The organism is Mesorhizobium sp. M8A.F.Ca.ET.161.01.1.1 (assembly GCF_004792105.1).
GTDB lineage: Bacteria > Pseudomonadota > Alphaproteobacteria > Rhizobiales > Rhizobiaceae > Mesorhizobium.
The window spans coordinates 101,812-123,758 of the sequence record NZ_SRTD01000006.1 but is presented as its reverse complement, the minus strand read 5'-3'; the positions used below and the strand labels follow the sequence as shown (position 1 = coordinate 123,758).

The 21,947-nt window shown below is 61.5% G+C and carries 18 protein-coding genes and 1 pseudogene; 14 read left to right on the top strand and 5 right to left on the bottom strand.

What is annotated here, in order from left to right:
- Positions 1 to 87: 87 nt before the first annotated feature.
- Entirely contained in the window at positions 88 to 2,289 is a 2,202-nt protein-coding gene (gene katG, locus EN804_RS17080) for a catalase/peroxidase HPI (RefSeq protein ID WP_135920376.1), read from the top strand.
- Positions 2,290 to 2,358: 69 nt separating this feature from the next.
- On the opposite strand, the gene EN804_RS17075 is transcribed toward katG, so the two are convergent.
- Entirely contained in the window at positions 2,359 to 3,036 is a 678-nt protein-coding gene (locus tag EN804_RS17075; RefSeq protein ID WP_135861795.1) for an MIP family channel protein, read from the bottom strand.
- Positions 3,037 to 3,359: 323 nt separating this feature from the next.
- On the opposite strand from EN804_RS17075, the gene EN804_RS17070 reads away from it, so the two are divergent.
- On the top strand, positions 3,360 to 4,649 hold the full coding sequence (locus tag EN804_RS17070) for an RsmB/NOP family class I SAM-dependent RNA methyltransferase (RefSeq protein ID WP_135920374.1): 1,290 nt from the start codon (positions 3,360 to 3,362) through the stop codon (positions 4,647 to 4,649).
- A 77-nt stretch (positions 4,650 to 4,726) separates the two neighbouring features.
- A pseudogene (locus EN804_RS17065) lies at positions 4,727 to 4,822 on the top strand (tryptophan-rich sensory protein); the annotation flags it as partial.
- Here the strand turns inward: EN804_RS17065 and EN804_RS17060 are convergent.
- Entirely contained in the window at positions 4,819 to 5,217 is a 399-nt protein-coding gene (locus EN804_RS17060) for a GFA family protein (RefSeq protein ID WP_135880928.1), read from the bottom strand. The pseudogene EN804_RS17065 and the gene EN804_RS17060 overlap by 4 nt on opposite strands.
- Positions 5,218 to 5,492: 275 nt before the next feature.
- Here EN804_RS17060 and EN804_RS17055 point away from each other — a divergent pair, with 275 nt between their 5' ends.
- The 3 genes from EN804_RS17055 to guaA all read left to right on the top strand — a co-directional run bounded on the left by EN804_RS17055 (position 5,493) and on the right by guaA (position 8,337).
- Entirely contained in the window at positions 5,493 to 5,951 is a 459-nt protein-coding gene (locus EN804_RS17055; protein ID WP_023686843.1) for a PaaI family thioesterase, read from the top strand.
- A 99-nt stretch (positions 5,952 to 6,050) separates the two neighbouring features.
- Entirely contained in the window at positions 6,051 to 6,719 is a 669-nt protein-coding gene (locus EN804_RS17050) for a 5'-methylthioadenosine/S-adenosylhomocysteine nucleosidase (RefSeq protein WP_135920372.1), read from the top strand.
- Between the two features lie 55 nt (positions 6,720 to 6,774).
- On the top strand, positions 6,775 to 8,337 hold the full coding sequence (guaA, locus tag EN804_RS17045; RefSeq protein WP_127278505.1) for a glutamine-hydrolyzing GMP synthase: 1,563 nt from the start codon (positions 6,775 to 6,777) through the stop codon (positions 8,335 to 8,337).
- A gap of 273 nt (positions 8,338 to 8,610) precedes the next feature.
- On the opposite strand, the gene EN804_RS17040 is transcribed toward guaA, so the two are convergent.
- Positions 8,611 to 9,795 carry an MFS transporter gene (locus tag EN804_RS17040; protein ID WP_189524530.1) on the bottom strand — a complete coding sequence of 395 codons (1,185 nt, stop codon included), beginning with the start codon at positions 9,793 to 9,795 and terminating at the stop codon, positions 8,611 to 8,613.
- Positions 9,796 to 9,892: 97 nt separating this feature from the next.
- On the bottom strand, positions 9,893 to 11,488 hold the full coding sequence (locus EN804_RS17035) for a GMC family oxidoreductase N-terminal domain-containing protein (RefSeq protein ID WP_135920555.1): 1,596 nt from the start codon (positions 11,486 to 11,488) through the stop codon (positions 9,893 to 9,895).
- A 453-nt stretch (positions 11,489 to 11,941) separates the two neighbouring features.
- Between EN804_RS17035 and EN804_RS17030 the strand changes: the two genes are divergently transcribed.
- From EN804_RS17030 to EN804_RS16995, 8 genes are all read left to right on the top strand, one after another.
- Positions 11,942 to 12,646, top strand: a complete 705-nt coding sequence (locus EN804_RS17030; protein WP_189521919.1) for a hypothetical protein — start codon at positions 11,942 to 11,944, stop codon at positions 12,644 to 12,646.
- 227 nt (positions 12,647 to 12,873) lie between these two features.
- Positions 12,874 to 13,464 (top strand): DUF1349 domain-containing protein, encoded by a 591-nt coding sequence (locus EN804_RS17025; protein ID WP_135920368.1) that lies wholly within the window; start codon positions 12,874 to 12,876, stop codon positions 13,462 to 13,464.
- A 500-nt stretch (positions 13,465 to 13,964) separates the two neighbouring features.
- Positions 13,965 to 14,843 carry a dihydrodipicolinate synthase family protein gene (locus EN804_RS17020; protein ID WP_246693439.1) on the top strand — a complete coding sequence of 293 codons (879 nt, stop codon included), beginning with the start codon at positions 13,965 to 13,967 and terminating at the stop codon, positions 14,841 to 14,843.
- A 78-nt stretch (positions 14,844 to 14,921) separates the two neighbouring features.
- A complete protein-coding gene (locus EN804_RS17015) occupies positions 14,922 to 16,502 on the top strand; it encodes an ABC transporter substrate-binding protein (RefSeq protein ID WP_246693438.1) in 1,581 nt (526 codons plus the stop codon).
- Positions 16,503 to 16,568: 66 nt separating this feature from the next.
- A complete protein-coding gene (locus tag EN804_RS17010) occupies positions 16,569 to 17,537 on the top strand; it encodes an ABC transporter permease (RefSeq protein ID WP_127870951.1) in 969 nt (322 codons plus the stop codon).
- A gap of 17 nt (positions 17,538 to 17,554) precedes the next feature.
- Positions 17,555 to 18,385 carry an ABC transporter permease gene (locus EN804_RS17005; RefSeq protein WP_135898169.1) on the top strand — a complete coding sequence of 277 codons (831 nt, stop codon included), beginning with the start codon at positions 17,555 to 17,557 and terminating at the stop codon, positions 18,383 to 18,385.
- Position 18,386: 1 nt separating this feature from the next.
- Positions 18,387 to 19,970 (top strand): ABC transporter ATP-binding protein, encoded by a 1,584-nt coding sequence (locus tag EN804_RS17000; RefSeq protein WP_246693437.1) that lies wholly within the window; start codon positions 18,387 to 18,389, stop codon positions 19,968 to 19,970.
- A gap of 60 nt (positions 19,971 to 20,030) precedes the next feature.
- The gene (locus EN804_RS16995; protein WP_246693436.1) at positions 20,031 to 20,831 is read left to right on the top strand and encodes an IclR family transcriptional regulator; all 801 of its coding nucleotides are present in this window, start codon (positions 20,031 to 20,033) and stop codon (positions 20,829 to 20,831) included.
- Positions 20,832 to 20,897: 66 nt separating this feature from the next.
- Here the strand turns inward: EN804_RS16995 and EN804_RS16990 are convergent, their stop codons facing one another.
- Positions 20,898 to 21,860, bottom strand: coding sequence for a Gfo/Idh/MocA family oxidoreductase (locus tag EN804_RS16990; protein WP_246693435.1), 963 nt, complete (start codon positions 21,858 to 21,860; stop codon positions 20,898 to 20,900).
- Between the last annotated feature and the right edge of the window lie 87 nt (positions 21,861 to 21,947).

Here is a 21,947-nt window from a genome sequence, read left to right as displayed (position 1 = left end):
AGATTGGCGCGGGCCGCCGGCCGCCCCCAAAATCTCGGCAAAAATCAACCTCGGCAAAATCAAACCTCGGCAAAATTGGAGTGAGAGATGGACGCGAAAACCGACGATAACAGCGCGGGCAAATGCCCCGTGGCGCATGGATCCGCCGGCCGGACCAACCGTGACTGGTGGCCGAACCAGCTTGACCTCGGCGTTCTCCACCAGCAGTCGAACCTGTCCGACCCGATGGGCGAGGACTTCGACTATGCCAAGGAATTCGCAAGCCTCGATCTCGATGCGGTCATCAAGGATCTGCACCATGTGATGACGGACTCGCAGGATTGGTGGCCGGCTGACTTTGGCCATTACGGGCCGCTGTTCATCCGCATGGCCTGGCACAGCGCCGGAACCTACCGCATTGGCGACGGCCGCGGCGGCGCCGGAGCGGGCCAGCAGCGTTTCGCGCCGCTCAACAGCTGGCCGGATAACGCCAATCTCGACAAGGCGCGCCGCCTGCTCTGGCCGGTCAAGCAGAAATATGGCCGCAAGATTTCCTGGGCCGACCTGTTGATCCTCACCGGCAACGTCGCCCTGGAATCGATGGGCTTCAAGACCTTCGGCTTCGCCGGCGGCCGCGCCGATGTCTGGGAGCCAGAGCAGGACGTGGACTGGGGTTCCGAAACCAAGTGGCTCGGCGACGAGCGCTATTCGGGCGACCGTGAGCTTCGCGGCCATCTCGGCGCCGTGCAGATGGGCCTGATCTACGTCAATCCGGAAGGCCCGAACGGCAAGCCCGATCCGCTGGCCTCGGCCCGCGACATCAGGGAAACCTTCGCGCGCATGGCCATGAACGACGAGGAAACCGTGGCGCTGATCGCCGGCGGTCACACTTTCGGCAAGACCCATGGCGCCGGCGACGCCTCGCTGGTCGGTGCCGAACCCGAAGGCGCCGGCATCGAGGCGCAGGGTCTCGGCTGGTCGAGCAAGCATGCCTCAGGCATTGCCGGCGACGCCATCACCTCGGGCCTCGAAGTCACCTGGACGACGACGCCGACCAAGTGGAGCAACAACTTCTTCGACAATTTGTTCAACTATGAATGGGAACTGACCAAGAGTCCGGCCGGCGCCCATCAGTGGACGCCGAAGGCTGGCGCCGGTGCCGGCACGGTGCCGGATGCGCACAATCCCTCGAAGCGTCACGCGCCGGCCATGCTGACCACCGACCTCGCGCTGCGGGCGGACCCGGCCTACGAGAAGATCTCGCGTCGTTTCCACGAGCATCCGGACCAGTTCGCCGATGCCTTCGCCCGCGCCTGGTTCAAGCTGACCCACCGCGACATGGGTCCGGTCGTGCGCTATCTCGGCCCGTTGGTGCCGAAGGAAGAGCTGATCTGGCAGGACCCGATCCCCGCGATCGATCATGAACTGGTCAGCGACCAGGACATCGCATCGCTGAAGGCCAAGATCCTGGCCTCCGGCCTGTCGGTTTCCGAACTGGTCTCGACTGCCTGGGCCTCGGCTTCGACCTTCCGCAACTCCGACAAGCGCGGCGGCGCCAACGGCGCCCGCATCCGGTTGGCACCGCAGAAGGACTGGGCTGTCAATGAGCCAGCCCAATTGTCGAAGGTGCTGGCCAAGCTCGAGGCCATCCAGAAGGAGTTCAATACCGGTGGCAAGAAAGTCTCGCTGGCCGACTTGATCGTGCTCGGTGGCGTCGCCGCGGTCGAGAAAGCCGCGAAGGACGGCGGCAACGACGTGAAGGTGCCGTTCACGCCAGGCCGCATGGATGCCTCGCAGGAGCAGACGGACGTCCATTCCTTTGCAGCGCTCGAGCCGAAAGTCGACGGCTTCCGCAACTATGTCAGGGGCAAGCAGCCCATGTCGGTCGAAGCCATGCTGGTCGACCGGGCGCAGTTGCTGGGCCTGACGGCGCCGGAGCTGACGGTGCTTGTCGGCGGTCTGAGGGTGCTTGGCGCCAACACCGGGCAGTCAAAGCACGGCGTGTTCACCGACAGGCCGGGTACGCTGACCAACGACTTCTTCGTCAACCTGCTCAGCATGAGCACGGTGTGGGATCCGGTCGCCGGCTCCGAGCCGGGTTCGGAAGAGGTCTACGAGGCGCGCGACCGCAAGACCAAGGCGTTCAGGTGGACCGGCACCCGTGCCGATCTGATCTTCGGCTCGCACGCACAATTGCGTGCATTGGCCGAAGTCTATGGATCCGGGGACGCCGGGCAGAAATTCGCCAGGGATTTCGTTGCGGCATGGACCAAGGTGATGAACGCCGATCGCTTTGATATCGCCGCCTGATCCCAACTTAAGAATGTACGCAAAAGGCGCGGGCCATGGCCCGCGCCTTTTGCATTCGGGCTCCGGAAATCAATCCTTCTCGAAGACACGCGCCTTGGCGACGACGCCGGCAATGGCGCCGCCGATCAACGGCGCGACGATGAACAGCCAGAGCTGGCTGAGCGCGGCACCGCCGGTAAACAGCGCCGGACCGATGGAGCGCGCCGGATTGACCGAGGTGCCGGTGACCGGGATCATGGCGAAGTGAATGCCCGCCAGCGTCAGGCCGATGACCAGACCGGCAAAAGCCGTCGAGTGCTTTTCAGCGGTAACGCCGAGGATCACCGTGACGAAGGTGAAGGTGCCGATCAGCTCCCACAGGAACGCCGAGCTCATGCCCCATTTCGTCTCGTCCCAGCCATTGGCGCCGAAGCCGCCGGTGTGGCCGCCGGTCTGGCCGGAAACGATGATCCACAACGCCAGCGAGGCGATGATGGCCCCGATGATCTGCGCGATCCAATAGGGGATGACGTCCTTGGCGGGCAGCCGGCCGGCAAGGAAGACGCCGAGCGTCACCGCCGGATTGAGATGCGCGCCCGAAATCGGGCCGATCGCATAGGCCGCTGCGATGAGGCCGATGCCGAATGCCAGGCCGATGCCCTCCTGACCAAGCGGCAGCGCGCCGCCGAAGCCGCCCGTCACCACGGACGCCGTACCGATGAACACCAACAGAAATGTGCCTAGAACTTCCGCCAGATAAGTCTTCATTGCCCTCTCCTCGTGACGATCCGCCGGTCCACGGTTTCCGCGCCGCGAATCATGGCGGCAAGAGTATTCCCAACCGAAAAACTTGGAAAGCAGAGCGGTTGCGCCACAAGCCGTGCTTGCAGTCACCAGTTGCGAACATTAGAGATCTTTCATCTATTGATCGATCTGCTTTCGCGGACCGGGGAGATTTATTGGTCGGCTAGATCCGCTGGGCCTGGTCGGCAGTGTCTCGGCGGTGCGCGACGGAGCGGGGTTCAATCCGGGCGTGAAAGGCTCTAAGAGCAGGCCCTGGGATTCATGTGCTCGATTTGATGGAATGACGAATGCGACTGGGCGGACGGCTGGCTGCGGCCATCGAAGTGCTGGAGGACATTGGTCGGCGTCACCGGCCGGTGGCCGATGCGCTGAAGGATTGGGGCCTGTCACATCGCTTCGCCGGCGGTGGTGATCGCGCCGCGATCGGCAACATCGTCTACGACGCGCTGCGCCACAAACGCTCCGCCGGCTGGTTGCTGGGCGAAGACACGCCGCGCGCCATCGGCTTCGGGGCGCTGCTGCTCGAATGGAGCCAGACGGGGCAGTCGCTCAACGCTGCGCTCGAAGGTGACAAGTTCGCGCCGCCGCTGCTCAGCGCAACGGAACTCCAGGCAATCGCAGACCGCCGGCTTGCCGATGCGCCGCCTGCGGTTCGCGCCGACATCCCCGATTGGTGCGAACCGCTATTCGAACGGGCCTTTGGCGGGACATGGGTCGAGGAGGGCGCAGCACTTGCCACGCGTCCGCCGCTCGACATCCGGGTCAACACCCTGCAGGCCGATCGCGCCAAGGTCTTGGCCGAACTGGAGCAGACCGGTGCCAGCGCCTCGCGGATCGCACCCTACGGCATCCGCATCCCGCCGATCGACGGTGACGGCCGACACCCGAACGTGCAGGCCGAGCCGGCCTTCCAGAAAGGCTGGTTCGAGGTCCAGGACGAGGGGTCGCAGATTGCGGCAGCGCTTGCCGGCGCGACGGCTGGCATGCAGGTGCTCGACTTTTGCGCCGGCGCCGGCGGCAAGACGCTGGCGCTGTCGGCTGCGATGGGCAATCACGGTCAGATCTTCGCTCACGATGCCGAAAAGGCGCGGCTGGCGCCGATCTTCGACCGTATCCGCCGCTCGGAAAACCGCAATGTGCAGGTCGCCACCAAGCCGGCCGAGCTTGCCCCGCTCGCCAATCATATGGACATCGTGCTGGTCGACGCTCCCTGCACCGGCAGCGGCACCTGGCGGCGGCGTCCCGACGCCAAATGGCGGCTGACGCAGAGACAGCTCGACGCCCGCAAGGGCGAGCAGTCGACGATCCTCGATGCCGCCAGAACCTATGTCAAACCCGGCGGCCTGCTGGTCTACATCACCTGTTCCGTGTTCGACGAGGAAAATGGCGAACAGGTCGCCGCGTTTCGCGAGCGGCACGGCGGCTTTGCCTCGGTCGATCATCGCCAGCTTTGGGACAGCCACTTTCCAGGCCATGCCGCCGCGATGCGGATCGGTGCCCTGGGTGGCATTTCGCTCTCGCCGGCGCTGAGTGGCACTGACGGGTTTTACTTCTGCGCCATGCGGCGGGCGAACTGACGCCGTTGACAGGTGCCGGCAACGCCCATGGTTGCTTGACCCGGCGGCCACCGCGATGAAGATCTGGGGCACCCAGCAACGGCGATCGGCTTTCCGGCCGGCTGTTCGCGCCCTATGCGGCATGGGTGGCGTTCGCCACTCCGCTCAACGCTTCGCTTCTCTGGTTGAACTAGTTTTTCGTATAGTCAGGGCCAAACCGTGTCGGCAGGCCGTCGGCGAGTTTCAACCAAGGCAGCTTCTCCTCAAAAGCGACGTGCAGCGTTGGTGCGAATTTTTCCGGCTCCTCCATCGCTGCCGAGAAAAAATGCATGACGTTGGACATCTTCTTTGAGCGGAAGGACAGCGGCGTGCCACAGTGATCGCAAAATGTTCTTTCCACACCGGGAGAAGAGTTGAACAGCTTTGGCGGCTTGCTTAGCCATCGCCATTGGCCGTTCAGGACGCCAATGTAGGCGGTCATCGGCGCGGAACATTGTCGCCGACAGCTTTCACAATGACAGACCACGCATGCTTGTGCCGGGCCGTCGACTTCAAAAGCAATAGCGCCACATAAGCAATGACCACGCATGCAAGGCCTCCCTGCCAACTGACCTGACCAATAATTTGTACCGGGCGTAGCGAGAGGTCGCCATGAGATGCGCCGAGCTGGCGCTCAAATGCGACATTCGGCGTTAGCGATTGTGCTCGCGTGCGCGAGCATGGCCTTGGCGGCCATCAGCTTCGCTTTTACGAGTCCGTAGCCCAGGACGCCTCGATGTCGTTTTGTTGCAGTGCAGCAAAAGCATTTGCCTGCCGCCCATGCCTCTGCGATAAGCTTTCCCGGCAAACGTGAAGGCAATGGCGATGGCAGCGAAGATCGTACCGGCTCCGGACTATGAGGATCGCGTCAGGGCGTCCTTCGCGCGCCAGCAGGCGATGGCGACGATCGGCGCCGAACTGACATTGGTGACGCCCGGCATCATCGAGATCGAGATGCCCTATTCGGCGGCGCTGACCCAGCAGCATGGCTTCCTGCATGCGGGGGTCATCTCGACGGCGCTGGACTCGGCCTGCGGCTATGCGGCGTTCTCGCTGATGCCGGAAAATTCCGGCGTGCTGACCATCGAGTTCAAGGTCAACCTTTTGGCGCCGGGCCGGGGCGAGCGCTTTCTGTTCCGCGGGTCGGTGACCAAACCCGGCCGCACCATCATCGTTGCCGACGGCCAGGCCTATGCCTTCGCCGCCGACGGTGAGGCCAAGCTGATCGCCACCATGACCGGGACGATGATGACGGTGGTCGGTCGCGACGGCATAGCAGGGTGAGGAGCGGTCCGCGCAGCGGACAAAAAGCCCCCAAATGGGCTTTTCGAGCGGCGAACGCCCGGAGCCATAGCGAAGGGCCGGGACAGGGAGAAGCAGATCATGACCGGCAACGTCGTGCGCATAGGTGGCAGGGATGTCCTCTTCGTCATGGCGGCGAAGGCCGAATATGGCCCTCATCTGCAGCGGCTGTTCACCCCGCTGATGACGGGTGTCGGACCGGTCGAAGCCGGGGTACGGCTGGGTGCCGAGCTTTCCTGGTTGAAATCCGCAAAAGCATTGCCGGACCTTGTCGTATCGCTCGGCTCGGCCGGCAGCCGGACCCTGGAACAGACGGAAATCTACCAGGCGGTCTCGGTCGCCTATCGCGACATCGATGCCTCGCCGCTGGGCTTCGACAAGGGCGCCACGCCGTTTCTCGACCTGCCGGTGACCGTACCGCTGCCGCTGCGTATTCCCGAAATCAAGCAGGCGACACTGTCGACCGGCGGCGCCATCATTACCGGCTCGGCGTACGAAGCGATCGCCGCCGACATGGTCGACATGGAAACCTTCGCCTGCTTGCGTGCCTGCCAGCTGTTCGACATCCCGCTCATCGGGCTGCGCGGCATTTCCGACGGTGCGGCTGATCTGAGGCACGTCGGCGACTGGACCGAATATCTCCATGTCATCGACGAGAAGCTGGCCGACGCCGTCATGCGCCTCGAACAGGCGATCGGTTCGGGTTTGCTGCGGGCGGCTTCATCCGACGATCAGCCCAGACCAGTCTGAAAGTCAGGCTACGCAACCCATTGCGCAGACTCGTTTCTTTCTCTAAACGCTCGCCATGACAACAGCCAATCACCCCGACACCGTCCTGATTGTCGATTTCGGCAGCCAGTTTACGCAGCTCATCGCCCGCCGCATCCGTGAGGCCGGCGTGTTTTCCGAGATCGTGCCGTTCCAGTCGGCCGAGGCGGCATTCAAGCGCATCAATCCGAAAGCGGTGATCCTGTCCGGCGGACCGGCCTCGACATCCGATATCGGCAGCCCGCGCGCGCCCCAGATCGTCTTCGATGCCGGCGTGCCGGTGCTTGGCATCTGCTATGGCCAGATGGCCATGTGCGTGCAGATGGGCGGCGTCGCCGAAAGCTCCAACCATCGCGAATTCGGCCGCGCCTTCGTCGAGATCGAGAAGGACAGCCCGCTGTTCGAGGGCCTGTGGGCGACCGGCCAGCGCCATCAGGTGTGGATGAGCCATGGTGACCGCGTCATCGCCCTGCCACCGGGCTTCGAGGTGTTCGGCAAATCGGAAAGCTCGCCCTTCGCCATCTTCGGCAATGTCGAGCGCAGGATGTACGGCATAATGTTCCATCCGGAGGTGGTGCACACGCCGGACGGCGCGAGGCTGCTGAGGAATTTCGTCCACAACATCGCCGGCATCGAAGGCGACTGGACGATGCGCGCCTACCGCGAGCACGCGGTCGAGGCGATCCGCAAGCAGGTCGGCAAGGGCAAGGTCATCTGCGCGCTCTCGGGCGGCGTGGATTCCTCGGTCGCCGCCCTTCTGATCCACGAGGCGGTCGGCGATCAGCTCACCTGCATCCTCGTCGACCACGGCCTGATGCGCAAGGACGAGGCCGCCGGTGTGGTGGCGATGTTCCGCCAGCACTATAATCTGCCGCTGATCCTGGTCGATGCTTCGGAAAAGTTCATCACCGCGCTGGAAGGCGAGTCGGACCCGGAAAAGAAGCGCAAGACGATCGGCCGGCTGTTCATCGAGGTGTTCGAGGAAGAGGCGAAAAAGCTCGGCGGTGCCGATTTCCTGGCGCAGGGCACGCTCTATCCAGACGTCATCGAGAGCGTCTCCTTCACCGGCGGCCCGTCGGTGACGATCAAGTCGCACCACAATGTCGGCGGTCTGCCGGAGCGCATGAACATGCAGCTGGTCGAGCCGCTGCGCGAACTGTTCAAGGACGAGGTGAGGGCGCTGGGCAAGGAGCTCGGCCTGCCCGAAAGCTTCATAGGCCGCCATCCGTTTCCAGGCCCCGGTCTTGCCATACGCTGTCCCGGTGGCATCACGCGCGAGAAGCTGGAGATCCTGCGCGAGGCCGACGCCATCTATCTCGACGAGATCCGCAAGGCCGGCCTCTATGACGCCATCTGGCAAGCCTTCGCCGTGTTGTTGCCGGTGCAGACCGTCGGCGTGATGGGCGACGGCCGCACCTACGAATTCGTCTGTGCGCTGCGCGCCGTCACCTCGGTCGACGGCATGACGGCCGATTTCTACCACTACGACATGGCCTTCCTGGGTGCCGCCGCAACCCGCATCATCAACGAAGTGCGCGGCATTAACCGCGTGGTCTATGACGTCACCTCGAAGCCGCCTGGGACAATCGAGTGGGAGTAGGGGTTAGCGTAGTATAGAGTGCTCCGACGTAGTTTTTCGCAGAAAAAACAACGATTTGCGGATAGTCTCATTCACTATCGATGTCACATCATCAACGCAGTCTCCGACTGCCCTAAATCACTGATTCTTCTGACCCCATGCGAGCGAGGTCTCATTGGGATGTAGGGCCAGTAGATCAATCCGACGATACTTTTGACAGTACTCTTCCGCGCGGCTCAACGTCCGAGAAAAACTTGGCGGCCACACCGCGTTTCGCGCGGGAAACGTCGCTGATCAAGCCATCACCCGCCGCACCGAGCGTGCTGAAACCGAGATGGCGATGAACGCCAGCAGGATGACGCAGAAACTGCCGGCCAGCGACGAGACATGTGCGATCAGGCCCAGCAATCCAGGCCCCAGCAGCAATCCAGCATATCCCATCGTCGTCACGATTGACATTGCCCGAGCGGCCGATGCGCCTCCCGCACGGCCGGCGGCTGCAAAGAGGGTGGGCACGACGTTGGCAAGGCCAAGACCGCACACCGTGAGTGCAACCAGGACAACGGGAAGATTGCCGCCCATCAGGATCAGTACGAGCACCGAACCTGCGCAGATCGTTGCGCAATAGCTCAACATTGTCATCTGCCCGATACAGTTGGCAATGGCGTCACCGAACAGGCGGCCGGTTGCCATCATGGTCGCAAATGCCGCGAAGCCATAGGCGCCTGTGCTTTCTGCGCCGCCGGATCGCGTCACGATGTAAATGGCGCTCCAATCCATCATCCCGCCCTCGGCGAGCATCCCCAGAAATGCGAGGCCGCCAAGCAGGTAGAGGTGCTTCGTCAATGCGCTGTCCAAATTGCCGTCCGTCGCCTCTATCGCGTCCGCAGGCCCGTTGAACCGGGCTGCATTGTTCCACCCCGCGCAGGCGACAAGCGCCACTGCCCCCACACCGGCCCCCGTGACGCCAAGGCATACGCTCAAGGCGCCACCGTAGGACAGCATTTGACCGACCACAAACGCGCCGACTAAGCTTCCGAAACTGAATACGGCATGGAAAGACGACATCACCTGCCGCCGCATGCGGCGCTCCAATGCCGAGGCATCGATATTCATCGAAACGTCGAGCGTTCCGAAACCGGCCCCCGCAAGAAACACAACCGCCGCCAGCGGCCAGGCGCCACCGACATAAGGGAGGGCTATCAGGGTGGCGCCAAAGGTAATCGATCCCAGTAAGCTGAGGACACTGCTTGGAACAATCGCTGCCAAGCGGCCTATATTGGTCATCATCGAGATGGCGCCGAGAGCAAAGCAGATCAGGACCAGCCCGAGTTGCCCTTTATCCAGGTTCATTTGAATGCTGAAGACTGGAAGGGACGAAGCCCAAGCCCCGATCCCGATACCGCCGCCGAGAAAGAACAGACTGCAGAAGAACCGGCTTCGTTTGATGCCTTGGGAAATCGTCGAGACATCGTTCACTATCGTAGGCCTCCGGACTGCTTGTCATTATCAGCCGGCTTGCGGGAGGCCGGCGAGCGCGTGAGGCTGATCTTGGAGATAGAACTGAGGCGCGTTCCTACTTGCCATGCTGGATAAAGTTCGCGGTCCTCTCGCCGATCATAATGCACACAGCGTTGGGGTTGCCGGATATGAGCGTCGGCATGACCGATGCATCTGCCACGCGAAGGCCTTCTACACCGTGGACGCGAAGCTCGGGATCGACGACTGCCATGCCGTCCTTGCCCATTCGGCAGGTGCCGGCCGGATGCAGCGCCGGGTGCGCGACCTCTTGGCAGAACTTTCTCACCTGCAGCGGAGTCGCTATGCCGGCGGACGGGATCTGCCTTGACGCAATGTAGCGACGGATGGCCGGCTGCTCCATGATATCGAACGCTCCCATCGTTCCTTCAACCACCGCATCGAGATCGTAGGTGTCGGAAAAATATCGCGGCGCAACGCGTGGATTGTCGTAGGGATTGGCGCTTTTCAGCGTCACTTCCCCTCGAGACCGCGGCCGGATCTGTCCGAGGTTGATGGTGCAGCCATTACCGCCAGGGACGGCGTCGACGCCTTCTTCGATGCCGGCTCCCACGACCATGAAATATTGCACATCCGGGATGGCCTCGCTTGTATTGCCCCACCAGAACGCACCGCCTTCGATGAGGTTCGACGAAGCGGGCCCATCCCGGAACAGGAGGTAGTTCAGACCGGCAGCGGCCTTCCAGTGCGGCTTCTTGTATTTGTCGTAGCTGTGGGGGCCGTTCAACTGATAGACGAGAGATATCTCGATATGGTCCTGGAGGTTTTGCCCGACGCCCGGCAAGTCGGCAACGACAGGAATGCCATGTTCGCGCAAGGCCACGGCGGGGCCGATTCCAGACAACATCAGCAATTTCGGCGAGGCAATCGCACCGGCCGACAGGATCACTTCGCGACTGGCCATAAGCACCCATTTGCGGCCTTTTGCGACGTACTCCACTCCAACGGCACGCCCCTTCTCGACGATTATGCGGGTGACCGTGGAACCGGTTCGAATCTGGAGGTTGGGTCTGCGGCGGGCGGGTTTGATGAAGGCCGTGGCAGCACTGCTGCGCCGCTTGTTCCTGGCGGTGATCTGGTAAAGACCACAGCCGGCCTGGTCGCCGGAATTGAAATCCGGATTATAAGGCAGTCCAGCCTGCTGACAGGCCTGCAGCCAGGCGCGGGTGAGGGGGTGGATGTGGTCGATGTCGGAAACGCCGAGCGGTCCGCCCGCTGCGTGAGCCTGATTGCAGAACCGATTGTTGTCTTCGGAACGCAGAAAGAAGGGCAGTACATCAGCGTAGTTCCAGCCATCCGCGCCGAGCGCCTCCCACCGCGCATAGTCGGACGGAGCGCCGCGGATATAGATCATGGCGTTGACTGAACTGCCGCCGCCCAGCACCCGGGCCTGGACCATGGTCGGCTGTTCGCTTCGCGATTGGCTTGAGGTCGGTTCCCAGGCAATTCGTTTCAGGAGTGATCCTTGAGCAGTCTTGTAGTAGGCGCCCGGAATATGGATGTAAGGATTGAAGTCGCGCGGCCCTTCCTCCAACAGGAAGACCGAGGCATCGGGGTTCTCCGAGAGCCGCGAGGCAATCACGCAGCCGGTCGAGCCGCCGCCAATGACGATATAGTCGCAATTGGTCTGCATCACTTCGTCCTGCGGACGTATACCCCAGAGGGCCGAGCCATGCGCTGTCATGGGTCAAGATCCTACAAAAGCGGCCCCGGTTTCAGGGCCAGTGCGCCACCGTCAATGTTCGATTGACCGCGGCGGACCTCGACAATACCGAGGCATCGGCGGCTAGTAGGCAAACATCGAGTACCCCTGACAAGTTCGCAGGGCCGCGAACTTAGACGCAACATGAAGCGCGCGAGAGACGTTGCGCTTTGGCGCAAGCATCGGGCCACCGGCACGGCGAGCGCCAAAGAAGGCGATGGTTGGAAAGCTGATAGGTGCCGGTGCCAGGCCAACCGAGTTTGAGATACTCAGGCCTTCGCGGTTTGACGCACCAAAGGCGTCAAGTCACGACCATAATCGTCAGAACGCGCACTTCTTTCAACTGCCGCATTATGGTCTGGTATGGCGAAAGTCACCCTCAGGATGGACGACAAAACCGTGCCCAACCAAACGAGAGACCTTTCGTTTGCCGACGACTTCATCTTGGCCAAACTCGTGGAAGATGTCCGCGACTATGCCGTTGAAGATGCCGTCGTTGTGAATATCAGCCCCAACGCCATGATCACCGGGGAGGAGCATCCGGCAATCGTGCCTGCCTGGAAATCGACATGGCTGAAGGGCGGGCAAATCAAGTCCGCGGAGCGCGCGGCTATCCTCAAGGTGCGAAGAGCCACCAATCTTGGCGGGTGCATGTTTCGCGGTTGGGATTGGCTGGGCAATCGCATCAAAAGCTTTCCACGCGATACGCCGCTTTTCATTTCGTCGCAGGACGAGATCGGCACGGTGTCGACCGACCCGCTGGTCTTCACCAATGAGCGTGCCGCCCCAGGATCGCCGCAGACGTTCACGCTCAAGCTCAATCTGTGGTGGTCGCCGGGAGACACGGACTGCTTCATCCACAATGAGCACCCATTCCTGGAAACGCATACCCAAATCCATGGCAGTGGCCGCATGCAGAAATTTAAACTGCGCGACGAAACCACGATTTACGAGGACGTGGTGATGCCTGTCGGTTATTCGCATGACCCGTTCTGCCGGGTTACAGGCAAAAACCAGTGGAGTTACCCCTGGCATCGCTACTACGCGGATACCGACTCGGTCTGGCTGGCTATAGAACTCCATCCATAACAGTAGTCACGCCATGGTCTCCCACGAGCCTTTCTCGTCTAGCGCCGTCGCGACCACCAGCCCTGTTTTCGTCGGCCATACAAAGGTGGACGAACCTGCATGAGAGCGGGACGACGGGGCTTTGGATCGCGCCCGGCTCTGGTCGCCGGCTGTCGGCCTTTAAGAGCAGGACATGATCAAAACGGCGCTCCACTCGGCGCAATCTCGCAAAGTGAAAGGAAGCACTAATGAAACTCGACAGCTTGCTCGTTGAAGGCACCGACAACGGCACGGCGACGATCCAGGACGATGTGGTGCGGCTTCGCGTCAATGGAAAAACGGATTGGTTCTTCGCTCCAAGCGGCAACAGCCGGATGGCAAATGTCACGCGACTGGTGGGGGAGGTCGAAGACAAGCATTTTGCATTGTCCGCAAAGGTCTCCGTCGAATTCGCGTCCGCCTTTGACGGTGGCGCTCTCTTCATCGAATGCGATGGTGACAACTGGGCGAAGATCGCTTTCGAGTTCTCAGCCGCGCGCAAGCCGACCATCGTCAGCGTGGTCACGCGGACTACATCAGACGATTCTGACGGCCCGGCCTTTCCCGGCGACCATGCGTGGCTGCGGGTCTACAGCGATGGGGAAGCAATCGCCCTCCATTTTTCGACCGACGGCAAATATTGGAACTTCCTGCGCTGGTTCACGCTGCCTGGCATTGCAAAGCGACCCATCCGTATCGGCATGGGGGTTCAATCGCCCACGGGCGAGGGGACGACCGCTGTCTTCTCGGACATCAAACTTTCCGTTGGCAAGATCGATGATCTGCGCAACGGACAATAGTCGAGCCGGCACTCATTGACGACGCCGGGCCGTAATCCGCAACGGCCCGGTTCCTCCTTCCGTAGGTCCTGGAAAAGTGCCCATTGCGGCGGCGGTCGCTTTGTCGGCTGGTTGATACCAGGAGAGCGGGCCGGCACATTCGGCGCCGCGACTTCCTGCGGGAGCAAATACGGGAGCGCGTCGGCCGCATCTCGGGCGGTGACCCGGATCTTGACGCGATATCTCTCGTTGACCTCGCCTGCTTCCAGATTGGCATTCGGATCTAGAGCCCGCAAAGCGGTTCCAAGCCAGGAGAAGGCCGGAATCATCCGCGTTTCCGCGTCTTCCATTGAACAAAAGACCGGCGATCCGCCTCGATGGACGACCATCCGAGGCTTCAAAAACCCGGCTGCGAAAATGTCGTTCGAGCCCGTTGCGCAAAACGCTCTTGACAAGCGGATCACTTCACGGGATGTTCATTCAGTAATAGCGACTTTCACTGAGTGAAATAAGGAATGGCAATGGCGACTGTGCTTCAAAAGGACGAGATCAAGGGGATCATCCCGCCGCTCGTTTCGACCTTCAAACCCGATGGTGATCTGGACCTTGACCTGTTCAAGGACGAACTGAAATTCATGGAGAGCGCGGGTATCAGCCTCGCCGTGGTCGGCGGCAGCACCGGTTCAGGCGATGAACTTTCCGCCGAAGAACTGGGTATCCTGGTGGGCGCGGCAACAACCAGCAGCAAGCTGCGCGTCATCGCCGGGATAATCACGACCACCACACGCGACGCGATAAAGCGTGGTCAAATCGCCAAGCAGAACGGCGCCTGCGCCCTCATGCTTGGACCGCCCATCTACAATACCCCGTCCGGGGAAGGACTGGACAAGTTCATCCAGGATGTCGGGACGGCAACCTCGCTTCCCATCATCTACTACAATCATTTCTTCAACCCGCCGGCCGTCATGCAGCGCATTGCCGAGCTGCCCGAGGTCATCTGCCTGAAGGAAGTGGCTCTGGAGCCTGTGACGGAGCTGGTCCAGACCGTCGGAGACCGGGTTGTCATCGCCGCGGGTGCCGACAGCGTCAACATTGCGAGCTTCCTGTTCGGGGCAAAGGCCTCGATCTCGGGCATCAACAGCGTCATCCCGAAGCAATATGTGGAGATTCATGCCGCGCATGCGGCGGGCGACTACGCGCTCGGCCGCCGGCTTACGGACAAGATCGCACCGCTCGCCCGCGAAATGACCAAGGGGATCAATTTTCCCGCCCGCATCAAGTTCGCGATCAATGCCCAGGGCCGCAAGGTGGGTGAACCGCGCCTGCCCAATGGCAACCTGGCCAAGGAGGATCAGGACAACATCATCAAGGCACTCAAGCATGCCGGACTGCTTGCCTGAGCCGGGATAGGCTGCAGCTGCCCGTCCGTTGGTCGACTAGCACACAAACAAAACAATCAAAACAGAGGGAATGTGGACATGAGCAAGGACATCAATCGCCCCAACGCTGATCCGGCGCTTATCGGGCGCCGCGATCTATTGAAAACAGGCTTGTTGATGGGCACGGGCATTGTGCTTTCAGGGGTAGGGCTTCGCCCGGCCCTTGCCGACGAACCGAAGCGGGGAGGGACGCTCCGGGTCGGCCTTGGAGCGGCCGGCGCGAAGTCATCGCTCAACCCTTTCATCTCGACCGGCGATATGGATTTCGCCGTCGCCCAGTCGATCTTCGATCGGCTCACCGACTTCGACAAGGATGGCAATCTCTACAACAAGCTGGCCGATGACTTCACCCACAACAGTGAAGGCAACATCTGGAAGATCAAGCTCAAGAATGGTGTCGTATGGCACGACGGCGCGCCCTTCACCGCCAAGGACGTCGCCTACACCATCCAGTACATCCTCAATCCCGACAACAAAGCCGATGCATACCCCAACCTGGCACCGCTCCTGGATTCGAAAGGCGTGCGCGCATTGGATGCAAGCACCGTCGAAATCGAACTGAAGCAGCCTTATGCCCTGTTGCCGCAGGTGTTGGGCAGCAAGGTGATGTTCCTCATCAAGGACGGCACGACCGACTTCGAAAAGCCGATCGGCACCGGACCCTTCAAGTTCGTGTCGTGGTCGCGCGGCCAGCGGGTGACACTGGCACGCAGCGATAATTATCGCACGGCAGGTCAGCCCTATCTGGATGGGGTCGAGTTCATCGCGATAAACGACCCCACCGCCCGCATGAATGCGCTTGTGGCCGGCCAGGTCGACGCTGTGGCACAGCTCGACGGAAGCCTCGCGCGGCTCATCGAAGCGAACCCCGCGCTTGTGCTCCTGCGTTCCAAGAGCGGCGCCACGACCGATCAATTCATGATGACAAACCTGAAACCATTTACCGACGTGAAGGTCCGGCAGGCGTTCAGGCTGATGGTCGATCGCCAGCAATTGCTCGACAATGCGCTGTCCGGCTATGGCAGGATCGGCAACGATCTGCATTGCATCACCGACCCGGACTATGCAGCCGAACTCCCGCAGCGTGCGTACGATCCGGATCAGGCCAAATCGCTGCTCAAGCAGGCGGGCTACGACAACAGCCAGGCAATCACCCTCTACACTTCCGACGCCGCTCCAGGCATGCAGGCGTCGGCCACGCTCATCGCCAACCAGGCGAAGAAAATTGGCGTGAACATCGAGCTCATGGTCGTCCCGCCAGACAGCTACTATTCCGGCCCGAACTTCAAAAAGACCCAGATGGGAAGTTCGGACTGGGGGCAGCACACCCTCGAATCCCAATTCGGCCAAGGCTACGCGCGGGGCGCCTACTGGAACGAACCGGATTGGACCAGCGACGCGTTCGACAAATGGGTAAACAAGGCAAGGGCCACATTCGATGCCCCCAAACGCCGCGAATATTACGTGGAGGCGCAGAAGGTGCTCTGGAACGAAGGAGCCTATATCATCTGGGGCTTCCGCGATCTCCTCGACGCCTCCAGCGCCAAGGTCAAGAACATCGTTCCCTCGACCCAGAGAAACCTCGGCTACTATCAATTCGAAGGTGTCTATCTCGCGTAAGCAGCAAGGCCGCCGTGTCGCCAATCAGGCCACGGCGGCTTCCTCTCCTATGAAGAGTGATAGCCCTTGAACAAGCCGTTGCTGCAGCTTTTGCTGACAAGAATAGCCCTGGCTTTCGTCACGCTATTTGCCGTCTCGGTCGTTGTCTTCACCGCGACCCAATATCTGCCGGGAGATCCGGCCCGTGCGGCTCTCGGCGCCAAGGCCGACCCCTCCGCAGTCGAGGCGCTCAGGCGCGAGTTCGGCATGGATCGGCCTGCGGTCGTGCAGTATTTCAGCTGGATCGAAGGCGCCCTCACTGGCGACTTCGGACGATCAATCCCCTCAGGCCGGCCGGTGTGGGAAGCGATCGGGCCTAGGGCCGTCAACACCATGGTGCTGACGGTCACCTCGCTGCTCTTGCTGATACCGCTCTCGTTCGTACTTGGCATTGTCGCTGCGATCTACAAAGACAGGTTGGCGGATCACCTGATATCTGTCCCGACCATCGTCACGGTTGCCTTGCCCGAGTTCGTCATTGGCACCGTGCTGATCGTGCTTTTCGCAGTCTATTTGCGCTGGTTGCCGCCGGTCTCGCTGATCAACGACAGCCTGCCCCTTTCATCCCAATCCAGCCTCTTCATCTTGCCGGTGCTGACGCTGCTCGGCACGACGCTCGCACAGGTCGTGCGCATGGTTCGGGCAGTGGCCCTCGAAGTGCTAAGCGCCGAGTACATCTACATGGTGCGGCTAAGAGGGATAAGTCCGGCGCGGGTATTGATATGGCATGTCCTTCCAAACACCATCACGCCGACCATTCAGACGATCGCGTTGAATGCGGCCTGGTTGGCGGGTGGGGTCGTGGTCACAGAATCCGTCTTTCAACTGCCCGGAATCGGCAGCGCGCTTTCTGACGCGGTCATCAACCGGGACATGCCGACAGTGCTCGCCATCACGCTGATCATCACGGCTACCTACGTGCTCATCAACCTGGTGTCGGAAGCGCTGATCCTTTTCCTCAACCCAAGACTGCGCGTAGCGCGCGGGAAGAACTGAGCCAGGGAGATCGGTCCATGTCCACCTCTGTCCTGCGCCTTACGCTGGCCAAGCCCGCCGCCCGCATCGCCCTGGTCCTGGTCCTGGTCATCGTCGCCCTTGCAACGCTTGGACCCTATTTCAGCCCATACGCCTTTGATGAAATCGTCGGCGCTCCGTTCGCGCCCATAACGCACGAGCATTGGCTCGGAACCGATTTCCTCGGCCGCGACACTTTCAGCCGTTTCCTCTACGGCGGCAGGACGGTGCTCGTTGTCGCACTGTGCGCGACCGTCGCGGCCTATATAGTGGCCGTGCCGTTGGGCATCTATTCCGGGCTGCGGCGAGGGCCTCTCGATGTCCTGCTGATCGCAATCTCCGATGTCATCTATGCCTTGCCGCCAGCCATCTTCCTTCTGGTGCTTCTCGCCTCGACCGGCCCCAGCCTCCCAACCGTGATTGTGGGCATCGTTATCCTGCATTCGCCCCGCATCTTCCGCATCGTGCGTTTGATCACGATGGATATTTCAAAGAACGAGTACGTGGAGGCGGCCTTCGCCCGCGGAGAAAGCTGGGCGGCGATCTGTTTCCTCGACATCCTTCCAAACGTGCTGACGCCGGTTCTGGCCGACTTCGGTGTGCGGCTTTGCGGATCGATCATTCTTTACGCCTCCCTCAGCTATCTGGGTCTGGGCCTGCCGCCGCCGGCGGCCGACTGGGGCCTGATGATCAGCGAAAACCGGATCGGCATCACCATCTCGCCTTGGATCGCTATCGCGCCGGCCCTTGCGATTGCCGTCTTCTCCGTTGCCGTCAACGTGCTGACCGATAGCTTTGCGCGCTCGGTTGGTCGCTCGAAAGAGATTTGAAATGGCCGAAGCAATTCCGCTCGTCGTGCAGTCGCTTTTCATGCACGATCTCAATGGCCGCGAAATCGTCAGTGACGTATCCATTGCCGTCAAGCGCGGCGAAGTCCTGGCCATCATCGGCGAGTCGGGATCGGGCAAGACCTCCGTCGCGCTGAGTTTGCTTGGCTTTGCGCGACCGGGAATGCGTATTTCGTCTGGCAAGATCATGATTGGCGGTACCGACATCCTCTCGCTTTCCGGACGCGAGAGGCGCGCCTTTCAGGGCGGCAAGGTCTCGCTGGTACCGCAGAATCCGACCACCAGCTTCAGTCCGCGAATGTCCATCGGCAAGCAAATGGCCGAACTTCTTGCCGCGCATGGTCACTCGCAGCCCAGCCTGAAGCCGTTGCTCGCCGAAGCTCTGCGCAACGTCGACCTCCCCGATGACGAGCGTTTTTTGAAACGCTATCCCTTCGAGTTGAGCGGCGGGCAACTTCAACGCATCGCCATTGCGATGGCCTTCATGACGTCTCCGCAAGTGATCGTGATGGACGAGCCAACGACAGGCCTTGATGTCTCGACCCAGCAGACAATCCTTGAACTCATCGCCAGGCTGGTCAAGTCCAGCAACGCCAGCGTGGTCTACGTAACTCACGACCTCGCGGTCGTGAACGTCGTGGCCGACCGGGTGGCGGTCATGCTGTCTGGCAGGATTGTCGAGCAGGGCGGCTGCAAGCAGGTGTTTGCGGAGCCGCGCGACGACTATACGCGCATGCTGCTCGACGCCATACCGCGATTGGTGACCGAAAGCCCGGGTCCGGCGGCGGCTGACACGAGCGACAGCACACTCGAATTCCAGAACGTGCTCGAGGTGAAGAACCTGCGCGCCTCGCATGGCCACGTAGAGGTCGTCCACGGCATCTCATTTTCGGTCGGCAAGGGCGAATGCGTGGGGTTGGTCGGCGGCAGCGGCAGCGGCAAGACCACGACAGGCCGGTGCGTGACGGGTCTGCATGGCAATGCCACCGGCAGCTTGTTGTTTGGAGGCCATTCGATGCCCTTCGCCGTGTCCAGCCGCTCCAAAGCTGATCTGTGCGCCATGCAGATCGTGTTTCAGAACCCCGACCGCTCGCTCAACCCCAAGGAATCGATTTCTCAAAGCATTGGCCGTGCCGTTCGCCTGACCGGGATGACGGACAAGGCGAGGGTCGGCGCGGAAGTCCGGTCGCTGCTCGACCGCGTTCGGCTGCCGCAAAGAGTAATCGACCTCTATCCCGCGGATCTGTCAGGAGGCGAGCGTCAGCGCGTTGCGGTGGCCCGGGCGCTGGCGTTGAAACCGAAGCTCCTGGTCTGCGATGAGATCACCTCGGCTCTCGACGTGTCTGTGCAGGCAGCGGTCGTCGAGCTTCTGCTCGATCTGAAGAAGGATGGCCTTGCGATGTTGTTCATCACGCACAACCTGCCGCTGGTTTCGGAAATTGCACAGTCCATCATAATCATGAAGGACGGGAACATCGTCGAGGCGGGGCCAACGAACGAAGTCCTCCATTCGCCGCAGCATCGCTATACAAGGATGCTGTTGGACGCCGCGCCGCGCCTTAATTGACGGCAACCTCTTCTTGGAGCACCAAGAGGGCGATTGTCATGGAGATTCGCCGGAGCGACCTTGCCCACCGACCTTGCCACCGATGAGCAGAAGAGTGCCCGTTTCGACGCCGTCGATCGGGCGGTTGCCGTTCTGCGCGTTCTCGAACGTGCGGACCAGCCGATGTCGCTGTCCATGATTGCCCGTGAGGTCGGGCTGGGCCAACCAACCACGTCGCGCTATGTCTCCAGCCTTGTCGGTCATGGCCTTGTCGCCAAGGTAAACGGCAACCGCTATGTCCTGGGCATCGGGCTCTATATTCTGGGGCAGAAATCCCTCCATAGACGGGATGTACGAACCGTAGCCCGTCCCTATCTCGAAACCCTGCACGAGCAGTTTAACGAGACGGTCAGCTTCGCGCTGTGGCTACGCGATGAACTCGTTGTCGTCGACTGTATCGAGGCCATGCAAACCTTGCGTCAGGGTGCATCCGTCGGCGTCACGAATCCATGGCACGCCAGCTCCTTGGGAAAGTCCATTCTCGCCTGGCTGGATGCGCATGAAGTCAACAAACTCATCAAGGTATCGGGGTTACCCCGCTACACCCAGAACACCCTCGTCACACTGGACCAGCTGCGTGGCGAATTCCCGCTCATACGGGAGCGGGGCTTTGCGGTCGACAACGAGGAGTCGGCGATAGGTGGCCGCTGTATCGGGGCGCCTGTCTACGACGAGACCGGACGCCCGCTCGGCGCGATCAGCATCAGCGGGCCGATCGCGCGCGTCACCGACAAGGATCTCCCCTCGACAGGCAGGCGCGTTGCCGAGATCGCGGATCAGATATCGCGCGCTATGGGGTATGGGGGAAAGATGTCCGCCTGAGCTCCGGGGCCAGCGATCGGTGGACCAAACTGTTTGGCCGTCATTTCGACAGCCAGGTTCTGCATGTTACTGCCGAATTGCGATCGTTCGGCGCTTTGTTACAGCCGCGGCCACCGCCTCGGCGGCCCGCAGGGCGGCGACGTTATCCGAGCCTCGCGCCAGCCAGGACATCTTTCGCTCCCCGGCGCTGACGAAATCCTCGACAGTCGCGACATGGGAATCGCCGTCACGTACCGGAACGAGCTCATTCTTGGCTCCATGGCGTCGCATGAGTGTGCCCGAAGCCTTGCCGTTCAGCGTGCCGTGGGCGACCAGCGTGCCGCGGTCGCCGGCGACCACGACCATGCTTTCCATGTCCATGATCGTGAAACTCTCGAATGTTTGGAACATGCTGCCGTCGTCGAGCTTGAAAGCATAGGAAATCTGATTGGGAGCATCGCCTTCATTCGCACCGAGGGCGGAAACTTCCTGAGGCTCCGCGCCCGTGAGGAATCTAGCCAGGTCGATGTCATCGACGGACATGTCGAGATAGATGTCGCTGTCGCTTTCGAGATCGTCCATCCTGCGCCTGGCTGTCGGCTTGTATGGTCCCTCGCGTGTTATAAGGGTCGATTGAACCTTGCCGATTTCGCCGTCGACGATCAGCCTGCGCATGGTCTGGTGGATCGCCGAAGCCCGGAACGGGTGATGTACGGCAAGCACGATCCCGGCCGTATCGCACATTCGCACCAAAGCGGCCGCCGTCTTGCTGCTTTCAGAGATGGGACCGTCGCAAAGGACGTTCTTCCTGGCCTGCGCCGCGGCAGCGATATAGTGCCCTCGGCGCCCTATCCGCGCGCTGACATAGATGAACTCGACGTCAGGGTCGCCGAGTGCATTCGACAAGTTGGTTGTCCACTGTGGGATATCCAGGTCCTGGGCGAAATGCGCGGCGTCCAGTTTGCGCCGACTGACCACCCACAGGGGAGTATGCCCTTGCGCCCTGATGCCGGCGACCATCTGCTCCGAGGCGATGGTGCCGGTGCCCATAACCGACCACCCCGTCTTGCCGTGAGTTGCCATGCCGGGCGCTCCTTATTCGGTCCAAGTATGGGCGAATTCGCGTCGCGGAGCCAA

What these genes read in the sequence shown, in the direction of transcription:
- katG (WP_135920376.1), top strand. Translation starts at nt 88, where the DNA reads ATGGACGCGAAAACCGACGATAACAGCGCGGGCAAATGCCCCGTGGCG.
- EN804_RS17075 (WP_135861795.1), bottom strand. Translation starts at nt 3,036, where the DNA reads ATGAAGACTTATCTGGCGGAAGTTCTAGGCACATTTCTGTTGGTGTTC.
- EN804_RS17070 (WP_135920374.1), top strand. Translation starts at nt 3,360, where the DNA reads ATGCGACTGGGCGGACGGCTGGCTGCGGCCATCGAAGTGCTGGAGGAC.
- EN804_RS17060 (WP_135880928.1), bottom strand. Translation starts at nt 5,217, where the DNA reads ATGCGTGGTCATTGCTTATGTGGCGCTATTGCTTTTGAAGTCGACGGC.
- EN804_RS17055 (WP_023686843.1), top strand. Translation starts at nt 5,493, where the DNA reads ATGGCAGCGAAGATCGTACCGGCTCCGGACTATGAGGATCGCGTCAGG.
- EN804_RS17050 (WP_135920372.1), top strand. Translation starts at nt 6,051, where the DNA reads ATGACCGGCAACGTCGTGCGCATAGGTGGCAGGGATGTCCTCTTCGTC.
- guaA (WP_127278505.1), top strand. Translation starts at nt 6,775, where the DNA reads ATGACAACAGCCAATCACCCCGACACCGTCCTGATTGTCGATTTCGGC.
- EN804_RS17035 (WP_135920555.1), bottom strand. Translation starts at nt 11,488, where the DNA reads ATGCAGACCAATTGCGACTATATCGTCATTGGCGGCGGCTCGACCGGC.
- EN804_RS17030 (WP_189521919.1), top strand. Translation starts at nt 11,942, where the DNA reads ATGGACGACAAAACCGTGCCCAACCAAACGAGAGACCTTTCGTTTGCC.
- EN804_RS17025 (WP_135920368.1), top strand. Translation starts at nt 12,874, where the DNA reads ATGAAACTCGACAGCTTGCTCGTTGAAGGCACCGACAACGGCACGGCG.
- EN804_RS17020 (WP_246693439.1), top strand. Translation starts at nt 13,965, where the DNA reads ATGGCGACTGTGCTTCAAAAGGACGAGATCAAGGGGATCATCCCGCCG.
- EN804_RS17015 (WP_246693438.1), top strand. Translation starts at nt 14,922, where the DNA reads ATGAGCAAGGACATCAATCGCCCCAACGCTGATCCGGCGCTTATCGGG.
- EN804_RS17005 (WP_135898169.1), top strand. Translation starts at nt 17,555, where the DNA reads ATGTCCACCTCTGTCCTGCGCCTTACGCTGGCCAAGCCCGCCGCCCGC.
- EN804_RS17000 (WP_246693437.1), top strand. Translation starts at nt 18,387, where the DNA reads ATGGCCGAAGCAATTCCGCTCGTCGTGCAGTCGCTTTTCATGCACGAT.
- EN804_RS16990 (WP_246693435.1), bottom strand. Translation starts at nt 21,860, where the DNA reads ATGGGCACCGGCACCATCGCCTCGGAGCAGATGGTCGCCGGCATCAGG.